This is a genomic window from Candidatus Sororendozoicomonas aggregata, from assembly GCF_031528575.1.
GTDB lineage: Bacteria > Pseudomonadota > Gammaproteobacteria > Pseudomonadales > Endozoicomonadaceae > Endonucleibacter > Endonucleibacter aggregata.
Genome location: NZ_JAVLSP010000113.1, coordinates 1 through 9661, shown reverse-complemented (window position 1 = coordinate 9661; position 9661 = coordinate 1). Strand labels below are relative to the sequence as shown.

At 45.1% G+C, this 9661-nt stretch carries 11 protein-coding genes and 1 pseudogene; 5 read left to right on the top strand and 7 right to left on the bottom strand.

The window, feature by feature from the left end; translation table 11 throughout:
• Positions 1-659, bottom strand: a 659-nt coding sequence (locus V4C51_RS15845; RefSeq protein ID WP_330927156.1) for a hypothetical protein, incomplete at its 3' end; no start/stop codon positions are given.
• Positions 660-784: 125 nt separating this feature from the next.
• On the opposite strand from V4C51_RS15845, the gene V4C51_RS15840 reads away from it, so the two are divergent.
• Positions 785-1075: a transposase zinc-binding domain-containing protein gene (locus V4C51_RS15840; RefSeq protein ID WP_330927155.1), complete on the top strand. Its 291-nt coding sequence runs from the start codon at positions 785-787 to the stop codon at positions 1073-1075.
• A gap of 161 nt (positions 1076-1236) precedes the next feature.
• On the opposite strand, the pseudogene V4C51_RS15835 reads toward V4C51_RS15840, so the two are convergent.
• Positions 1237-1389: pseudogene (locus V4C51_RS15835) on the bottom strand (transposase); the annotation flags it as partial.
• A 336-nt stretch (positions 1390-1725) separates the two neighbouring features.
• Here V4C51_RS15835 and V4C51_RS15830 point away from each other — a divergent pair.
• Entirely contained in the window at positions 1726-2466 is a 741-nt protein-coding gene (locus tag V4C51_RS15830; protein WP_330927154.1) for a hypothetical protein, read from the top strand.
• A gap of 184 nt (positions 2467-2650) precedes the next feature.
• Positions 2651-3352: a hypothetical protein gene (locus V4C51_RS15825; protein ID WP_330927153.1), complete on the top strand. Its 702-nt coding sequence runs from the start codon at positions 2651-2653 to the stop codon at positions 3350-3352.
• 102 nt (positions 3353-3454) lie between these two features.
• Here V4C51_RS15825 and V4C51_RS15820 read toward each other — a convergent pair whose 3' ends face one another.
• From V4C51_RS15820 to lptM, 4 genes are read right to left on the bottom strand one after another with little or no spacing between them, the layout of a single operon-like run.
• The gene (locus tag V4C51_RS15820; RefSeq protein ID WP_330927152.1) at positions 3455-4168 is read right to left on the bottom strand and encodes a DUF484 family protein; all 714 of its coding nucleotides are present in this window, start codon (positions 4166-4168) and stop codon (positions 3455-3457) included.
• Positions 4165-4995 carry a diaminopimelate epimerase gene (dapF, locus tag V4C51_RS15815; RefSeq protein ID WP_330927151.1) on the bottom strand — a complete coding sequence of 277 codons (831 nt, stop codon included), beginning with the start codon at positions 4993-4995 and terminating at the stop codon, positions 4165-4167. The genes V4C51_RS15820 and dapF overlap by 4 nt, the downstream gene beginning before the upstream one ends.
• A gap of 8 nt (positions 4996-5003) precedes the next feature.
• Positions 5004-6260, bottom strand: a complete 1257-nt coding sequence (gene lysA, locus V4C51_RS15810; protein WP_330927150.1) for a diaminopimelate decarboxylase — start codon at positions 6258-6260, stop codon at positions 5004-5006.
• 55 nt (positions 6261-6315) lie between these two features.
• Positions 6316-6444 carry an LPS translocon maturation chaperone LptM gene (gene lptM / locus V4C51_RS15805; RefSeq protein ID WP_330927149.1) on the bottom strand — a complete coding sequence of 43 codons (129 nt, stop codon included), beginning with the start codon at positions 6442-6444 and terminating at the stop codon, positions 6316-6318.
• 305 nt (positions 6445-6749) lie between these two features.
• Here lptM and cyaY point away from each other — a divergent pair, with 305 nt between their 5' ends.
• Complete coding sequence (gene cyaY, locus V4C51_RS15800) at positions 6750-7079, top strand: iron donor protein CyaY (RefSeq protein WP_330927148.1); 330 nt, start codon at positions 6750-6752, stop codon at positions 7077-7079.
• 499 nt (positions 7080-7578) lie between these two features.
• Here the strand turns inward: cyaY and tenA are convergent, their stop codons facing one another.
• On the bottom strand, positions 7579-8277 hold the full coding sequence (gene tenA / locus V4C51_RS15795) for a thiaminase II (protein ID WP_330927147.1): 699 nt from the start codon (positions 8275-8277) through the stop codon (positions 7579-7581).
• Between the two features lie 31 nt (positions 8278-8308).
• Here tenA and ftnA point away from each other — a divergent pair, with 31 nt between their 5' ends.
• Positions 8309-8812 carry a non-heme ferritin gene (gene ftnA, locus V4C51_RS15790; protein ID WP_330927146.1) on the top strand — a complete coding sequence of 168 codons (504 nt, stop codon included), beginning with the start codon at positions 8309-8311 and terminating at the stop codon, positions 8810-8812.
• Positions 8813-9661 lie beyond the last annotated feature (849 nt).

The following is a 9661-nucleotide window of genomic DNA, read 5'->3' as shown; positions in this document are numbered from 1 at the left end:
TCCCAGCCCTTCACCTTTTTCACGTCCTCTTCTTTGGGCAACCCTTTACCATGATTCATGGACGAAAAGGCGCGGAACAGCTCCATACTGAACGCGTCACCCACTTTCCAGACCTCCCAGCCCTTCACCTTTTTCACGTCCTCTTCTTTGGGCAACCCTTTACCATTATTCATGGACGAAAAGGAACTTAAAGCATCTTCTTTAGCTAAAAATTCAAGTTCTTCATGGGTTCGTTTTGCAAAGTCTTTGATATATTTTTTTCTATTGCCAAGCATGCCTGTTATCATTCCCGTATTTTTAACTGTCTCGGGAAGGAACCGAAAAAAAACTCCCGCATTACTAAAGAAGTCTACAAATACCTCTTCATCTATGAAGCCAGATAGCTTGTAAAAACTGTCTTTAATTAAAATATTTTTATTAATAGCAATATCTAAAAACTTTTGGGCAGATTCAATCTTACTATCATCTAATTTATAGTGAACTTTCTTTCTTATCTCTTCAAAAAAATCATCATTTTTCTTGTGTTTTTTTAATGGAGGCTGCTCAGAAATATCGTCTACTGTTTCTGTTTTTTCGCAATATTCAGTGCTTGAATTATTTATTTTTCTTTTACTTCCACCTACACCTTCACAAATAGAAATCCAAAAAATTAACAACAATAAGAGTGCTCGCAACTTACATCAGAATACCTACGGATATTAAACACCAGAAAACGCAGATACCCTGCCCTCCTTAATTTTGTACGGTTGTTTTTTTTATTCGCACACCCTCAAAACTAAAACTTTTGCTCCAGACCAACCAGCTCTGGTGGAACTACTCACAAAAGTACACTTCCACCCTGAGGGACGTGGTGCTGGACAGCATTAATCGCGCACTGGCCTGCGGACAGGTCATTATGGGGTATGCTACCTGGCTGTGCTCTGCTGAACAGTGTAGTCACTTTAAAAAAATTTGCATGGGTTGTCAGTCACGAATCCGCGATACCTGTGGTAAAAAGCTCACGGATCAGTGGATTGAGAAGGTACTCTCTCAAGAAAAAAAACAAAAAAAACGGGTGCTCTCTCTGACTGATTGAAACAAAAGTACACCCTCTTAACGACTATTATGAAAATAACTTTTCGCTATTGAAACTCACCGTCATACCTGCATCTGTCATTGCTCGTCAGCCAAAAACTATTGTACTCCAAGTTGAAGTGCCTATTGAATCCGGGGACATGCTAAACCTCGAAAATGGACTTCATGAACCTTAACCACAATGCCATCCAGATAGAATACCGGGTACAGGCTTTCCAGTGGCTTGCTCTGCCAGGCTTTCACCTCGTCAAGAACTGCATCGGTTACCTTGGATATCAGGGTTGCAGAGACCTCAGCACCGTACATTTCCTCAAGCGTATCAGCGATATTTCATTGATTTCAACGCTCATAGTTATGCTCCTCTTTGGAGGTTTAACGACAAGCGTTTACATAAATTAAATTACATCCTCAATTTCTGAGGCAAAGCTAACAATCAATGATTTTTTTAACATGTGCATTTTTATCTGCTACTCAATACTCATCCAATGCCTTAAATGCCTGTTGAGGATATCTCCCAGAGAGATACGCTTATTGCCACTGCTTTTTCTGCCAGTGGGTTGGTTTCATGGTATTCTAAAACAAAATTATTTTACCCCATTTTATAACACTCAGGTCTGAGCAGTTGCCTCTGTTGTCATATACAGTGTATTTATGATTGAACTCCATTGGCAGAATGCAGTGAACAAACCAGAGGCTTGTGGCAGAACGTTTCCACTCTCTTACAGTAAACACAATAATACAAGCCTGGTTGCCGGATCTTACTGGAAACCCCTATCACAAGGCAGTTACGGGAAAAAAATGTTCTCAGGCTTTGTTTTTCGTGGCGACACAAGAAGACCTGAAATTATCTTTCAGGAAGGATTCATTCCCACTGGCAGATTTGATTTTTCTGTTTCTGAGGATCAGCGCATGGATCGAATGACAGGAAATCTGGATGGTGGCTTTACATTTAACCACGGGGTTTCCACAACCCTTTCAACCAGAATCGCACAATTTTACGTAAAACACAGTAACCCCTTTGGCAATAAATATCTCCGTCACATACAACCCGCGGATAGATATATCTATGATTATTATTTTAATGGCTACATTTATTTGATTGACGCAAGACGCATGGCTGGATATGGTATAAGCGTACCGGAAATTTATGAAGACCAGATATTACTGAAGGGGAAGAAGCAGCGGCTTTTACATGAGATTTATGAGGTTAATTTCATCCATGCCATCCCCAATACATCCATTGTCGGGGCTGTCTGGTCCGATGACCATGTCGTAGATACAAGCTGCGAAGCATCAAGGCTGTGGATGGGCTTGACCAAAATCAAACTCACGCTGGGTGAAAACCCTCACTATGAAGGGGATGCCGCCAGCGTGGCCAAACTCTTTAAATAGCCAATGGAGAGAGACGCCCTTATTGTCACTATGTTTTCTGTGAGCGGGTTGGGTTCACGGTATGCTAAAACAAAATTATTTCACCCCATTTTATAATACTCAGGTCTGAGAAACTTTCTTCCTTGTCATATATAGTGTGTGCTTATAATGTAACTCCATAGGCACAATCCATGGGCACAATACAGTGAATAAACCAGAAGCTTGTGGCAGAACGTTTCCGCTGCTGAATTATTTCAAGCACAATAATACAAGTTTAGTTAACGGAAGACACTGGAAAACACTATTAAAAGGCGGTTATGGTGGATATATGTTTTCAGGCTTTGTCTTTCGTGGCGACAAAATAAGACCTGAAGTTATCTTTCAGAAAGGATTTGTTCCCAGTGAGACATTTGATCATTCTGTTACGCCCAATCAAGCAGAAAGTATTAACATTGGGCTTGTATTTAATCATGGCGTTTCCACAACCCTGTCAACCAGAGTTGCACAATTTCAAGTAAAACATAACAATGACACTGTCAGGAAATATAACCATTATTTAGAATACCTGGATACCTTTATAGATGGCTATTATTTTGATGGTTACATTTATCTGATTGACGCAAGATGCATGGCTGGCTACGGTATAAACGTACCAAAAGATTATAAAAATCAATTGCTGCTGATGGGCAAGCAGCAAGCGTTTTTGCATGAGATTTATGAGGTTAAATTCATTCATGCCATCCCCAATACATCCATTGTCGGTGCTGTCTGGTCAGATGACCATGTTGCAGATAAAAGCTGTGAAACGTCAAGGCAATGGATGGGCGATCTCGATGTCAAACTCACCCTGGGCGAAAACCCTGAATATGATGGGGACGTAGTCACAGTGGCTAAACTCTTTAAATAGCCAGACACCGGCTGTTGAGAAGATGAATCTCTGAGGCAAAGGCAAGACAAGGCAAAGATCATTTATGTTTTTTAGCCTGTGCACTTTTTATTTTTTTTCTTTTTATTTTCTTTTTATTTTCTGGTCAATATACATCAAATGGGTCAAATGCCGACTAAGGATATCCCCTAAATAGCTGATAAACTGCGTTCTCAGGCTTGCTTTAAACCGGTCAAGCTCGCAACTGCCTAATGCCAGCAAACCTATGTAATCAGGAAAACGAAGGGGGGCGACTGCCGTAGACCTGATCTGTTGTGTCTTATTACCAAATATAAACGCCATTCTCTTTTCATCCAGTTGACCACAAAATACGGTACTGTTTGATAACGCTTCGCCTAATAAAGACTCAGTAATATCCTTGGACTCAAACCTCACTGGCAGATTGGATGGTTGGCTTGAAAACAGAATCAGCTGGTGAAACTCAACGTTGAAATCATGGTTCAAGCTGTCTTCCACCGCTTCAATGGCCTGCTCCATATCCCGGCTTTCAAGCAATGAGAGGGAAAACTTGCGGATACTATCAAAGTGTCGCTCATTTTCTTTAGCATTATTGATCACGTGGGTAAGACACCGCTGGGTGTCGACATCTTTTTCCCGCAATAATTGCAACTGACGCTCTAACAGAGAAATGGCTGAACCCCGCTGATGGGGGATTGCCATCTTTGCCAGCAGTTCATCGCGCCCGGCAAAAAAATCCGGGTGCTGTAGCAGGAACTCGGTCACCTGGTCGGCATTCAGCGCACTTGTACCGGGTGTCTTGGGCGCGAATTTTGTCATAGGCGGGTGTGGCCTTCGTAAACCCTTGTTGCTGCGCCTGTCATCATAACCGAATGCCCTTCTCCCGACCATTGGATCTGAAGAAAGCCACCAGAGAGGTTGACCTTCACCTCGTCATTTAACACGCCCTGGATGACTCCTGCAACAACAGCCGCACAGGCACCGGAACCACAGGCCATCGTTTCACCAACACCACGCTCATAAACCCGGAGGTTAATCTCATTCCTGTTCACGATTTCCATAAACCCGGCATTACACTTACGGGGGAAGTCCTCATGGTGCTCAATGAGTGGTCCGAGCATCTCCACGGGCGCTTTTTGTACATCATCCACCACCAGTACCGCATGGGGATTACCCATGGATATAGCCGATACCATCAGCGTTTCGCCATCAATCATTAATGGATACAGTACCGACTGGCCAGGCGCGGTAAATGGGATATCAGAGGGTGTTAAACGTGGAATACCCATATTCACCGCGACACTATCATTATCAAGAATCTGCAATTCAATATTGCCTCCTGCTGTTTGAACGCGCACCAGATCACGCCCTATCAGGCGGTGATCCCTAACAAAGCGGGCAAAACAGCGGGCACCATTCCCACACTGTTCCACTTCACTACCATCAGCATTAAAAATACGGTAGCGAAAGTCCATGTCTGGATCAGTGGGAGGCTCCACAATGAGCAGTTGATCAAAGCCAACGCCGAAACGACGGTCAGCCAGACGCCTGACTTTCTCCGGCGGCAATCGTGCATTTTGGGTAACCATATCGACGACCATAAAGTCATTTCCCAACCCATGCATCTTTGTAAAATATAATATCATAGCCGTCTTTAACTCGTTGGTAGCAATGATTCAGGGGCTAATTGTTCGGCAATGGTTTCCCGGCGGCGCACTTCATATACCTGTTCTCCATCAACCATGACCTCTGCTGCACGATTGCGTGTATTATAGTTGGAACTCATGACAAACCCGTAAGCGCCAACACAACGCAACGCCAGTAAATCGCCTTCTTTGATCTGAAGTGAACGTTCTTTGCCCAGAAAATCACCGGTTTCACAGATAGGCCCTACAACATCATACACCACCGGCGCAGACTCAGAGCCATTGAGGCTAACAGCGGTAATATCGTGCCATGCGCCATACATAGAAGGGCGAAGCTGGTCATTCATGCCAGCATCCACTACGGCAAAAGCCTTATGATCATTCTTTTTGATCAGTTCTACCCGGGTCAATAACAGGCCCGCTGGCGCGGCAATGGAGCGGCCTGGCTCAATAATCAGTGTCAGGTCGCGACCTTTGAGTTTTTCAATGACTGCACTGAGATAGCTTTCAGGTGAAGGGGGTGTTTCAGTATGGTAACGCACACCGAGGCCACCGCCAATATCCACATGCTCCAGGGTAATACCGAGTGCTTTCAGGTTATCGGTCAGGGCCAAAAGCCTGTCGAGGGCATCAATAAAAGGTTCTCGTGTCGTCAATTGTGAGCCAATATGACAACCAACCCCGATGATGTGAATATTTGCCATGGTCAGGGCTTTTTTATACACAGCTTCAGCTTCAATAATATCAATCCCGAATTTATTCTCTTTCAGCCCTGTGGAAATATACGGGTGGGTCTGTGCATCCACGTCAGGGTTTACCCGCAGGGATATAGGCGCCTTTTTACCCATTTGTTCCGCGCAGACCTGAATGCGCTCCAACTCCGTTTCAGACTCCACGTTAAAGCAGCGAATACCCACCTCTAATCCCCGTTTAATTTCATGCATCTGTTTACCAACGCCAGAGAACACCACTCTGGCAGGATCGCCTCCTGCTGCCAGCACCCGTTCCAGTTCTCCCACAGATACGATATCAAATCCTGCTCCCAGCTTTGCCAGCACATTGAGCACTGCCAAATTGCTATTGGCCTTAACGGCATAGCAAATCAGATGAGGATAATGTTTCAACGGCTGCTGATAGGCCTCTAAACCGGCTTGCAGGCCGGCTTTAGAGTAGAGATACAGCGGCGTATCAAATTGTTCAGCAATAGCGGACACCGACAACCGCTCTGCCATGAGTTCACCATTAATATACGAAAACCAGTCCATCAGGTACTTTTTCCTGTCATTGTTGCGGGCGCTTGGAACGAAAGTATTGGTCTGTTCAGGTGGAAAAGCCTCCGGCGACACGGTGATGATCGAAGGCCGAATTCTCTGGCAGGAATAAATCTCCTTTTTGTCCACAGCCGGTGAGCAAAAAGGTGAAAAACAACAGGGCAAATACTGCTCTCATAGGGTAGTCCTCAAATGGTGCCTGACTAAGTTACAATGTACTTCACTATACCTTAGTCAGGTGGGGGTTCCCATAATAAGACTCCCGGAAAAGCGTCTGATCTCTTTGAGCAGTTTTGAAGGCACTGCCTTTATAGCCCATTGATGGTTCGCGCGAGGGAAACAGAGGCGATTTATAAAAAACGCGATGGCAGAACCCATTGACATCTTCCCCAATAAATTTGATGAATAGTAAAAATACTTGTATTAAAGTGAGGCGCTGCTAGTTTTTGCATTAACCCAGCTTTTGATCAAACTTGGATACCTATGAATGAACTCCTCTACTACAAGTTGACCGATAAATTGATGATGTCCATCGAAGATGCCATTGGTGCGTCCGGCATGGATATTGATATTGATTGTGTCAATGCCGGTGGCATTCTGACACTGACCCCTGATGGCTGCCTCCCAGTGATTATCAGTCGGCAGCCTTCACTGCGACAATTATGGGTAGCCGCCACATGCGGAGGGTTTCATTTTACCTATGACGAAGGGAAAAAACAGTGGACTTCTGATGCAGTGGGGGAAACATTTATTGACTTGGTGAACCGTTGCCTCTCCGAGCAATCTGGCGAGCAAGTGCGTCTGGATTTTTAAGGTCGCTTTCAGGCAGCGGCCGTGCAAAATATTCCCGCGTCGCCCCCGCGAAGGTGGGTTATCTCCCATTGAGGGTGTAGATAAACCCAGATAATCAGTGATTGTCGTAGGTTTTTAGTAGCGGTTCTTGCCTTCACAGGAATGATGGTCGTTTGGCAAATTGGCAAATTGGCAAATTGGCAAATTGGCAAAATAGATTCAAGAATGACCATATTAGTGCTGAAGTCTACGACTAACGGACCTAAAAAGCCGACTTTATTCACTAAATTGCAGGCTGTTGGCCTGTCAACATCGACTTTTTATCCTCTGTTTCTCTTGATCTTGCTAGCAGCCTGTCGGACTTATACTTTCGAGCATAAAATTCAGTAGGGCGAGTCAGAATTTTCGATCAATTTGTGCGAAGAGTTGACCTATTTAAGCCAATTGATCGGAAATTCTGGCCGCGCTTTCTCGCACTTCCTGGATTTTAGGCCGACATTGTCTTAAGTCCGACAGGCTCCTACCCGCTGCAATTAAGTCCCATCGCCCAAAAGCCGATTTCCAGACGACTGGCCTCACGGAAAGTGTCTCGTAACGACTCAAGCCGGGCTGGGGTAAAGCGGGTTTTCGCCAGTTTGTCCAGTGTTTGGATTTGTTTGATGGCAGAAGCAATAAAGTCATCGCCACCGTATGTTTCTATCCACTGCCAATAGGGATTGCCTGTCCGCCTGGTGGCCGGGTCGTTAATCAGACGATGGCCAATTTCTGCGTAGCCCACTGCACAGGGAGACAGCGCCGTGTATAAATCAAGAATGTCACCCGACATGCCCCGCTCAATCACGTAGCGGGTGTAGGCCATATTTGCGGTGGCTTCCGGGTGGTTGACGATATCCTTTTCGGTGAGTCCCCATTGGGCGCAGTAGTCCAGGTGCAAACGCATCTCGGTATTTAACAGGCCATCCACTGAAGAGGCTGCTGCACGCATATCATCCAGATTATCCGCTTTCACCACTGCCAGGGCATAGGCACGGGAAAAGTGAATCAGAAACAGGTAGTCCTGCTGGAGATAATGGCGGAAACACTCCTGCCTCAGTGTGCCATCAGCAAGTCCTTGAACAAACGGGTGATGGCAGTAGGCATGCCAGTCATCCACGCAACCGTCTTTTAGTTGCTTGTACAGTGTGGTCGGATCACTGAAAATAGAGGTGTCTGTATTCATAACGACATCCATCCTATGGGAGAAGCCCTCTATGTTAACGCAAAAAATGCAGGATAAACTCAATGAACAGATCAACCTTGAGTTTTATTCTTCCAATCTATACCTGCAAATGGCCTCCTGGTGTGAAGCGCAAAGCCTGGACGGCTGTAATCAGTTTCTGCGCGGTCATGCACAGGAAGAAATGCAGCATATGCAAAAGCTGTTTAACTACGTCAATGAGACCGGAGCCATGGCCAAGATCGGGACAATTGCCGCACCTCCCCATGATTTTGAGTCCATCAAGGACGTGTTTCAGCAAACTTACAAGCACGAGTGCCTGGTGACAACAAAAATTAACGAACTGGCACATACCGCGTTTACAGAGAAAGATTATTCCACCTTCAATTTTTTACAGTGGTACGTGGCTGAGCAACACGAAGAAGAAAAAATTTTCAAAAGCACCCTCGATAAAATAGAGATTATTGGCCTTGAGCAAAAAGGGTTGTATTACATTGATCAGGAAATTGCCAAACTGACCACGGTGACAACCGCTTAGCATTTTCGCCGTAAGCCCCCTGACTTTTAGAGGGTGTCGCGAAACGCTTAATTTTCTCCGTCGTCATCCCGTAAAGGGATTGTATGGGATCTATGCTACAAGGACGTGAATCACTAAACCCGCATGATGCGTGCGGTTGGAGTGCCTTCCATAGAATGTGGTTCCTGTACGTTCCCTGTACAGGATGACGGTGCGGGATATATTTCAGAGTTTCGCGACAGCCTCTTTAGTTGGGGGAACAGTCACGTGTTATTCTGAGATGACTCTACCATGGATTCAGGCAGTTTTTTGCCTGATACCTCAAGGCTTGCTATTCAAGGTTTCTGCTTTGGCAAGGCATGATTGCAGCAGGCCGGATGCCGGTTTGGTTTTTTCACCCTCAAAACTGCTTTTTTTGGTTTTGTTTTCAGGGTGATAAAAGACTCAACCACCTGCGACGACAGCCTTTGGGGATGTCTGTTTGGCTGATGTACGCTTTTTGACTGACTGCCTGGAGTATTTCATTAAGAGAGTTTGAGTTGAAATGTTGAGGGTGGATTAATGGGTGCCAGAGCGATAATGAAACGTTTTAATTTGATTCATGGAATGGTTCGCTGCTGTTATGTATGGACAACAGAAAAGCCAGGGCCGGAGACAGGACAACCTCTTCATTCAAATACCTTGAAAACTCGAAGGAGATACGTAATATCAATGGCCTTTTCCAGCGACTGTCATGAATATGGCAAGTTGGATGTCAGACTATCAGTGTTATAGGAGCCTGACCGAGAATAGCGCCCGTAGCGAGGATTACGAGAAATTGAGGATAAAAATTTCTGCTTCTGAGGATAATAGTGGGGCTATTTGACGAAG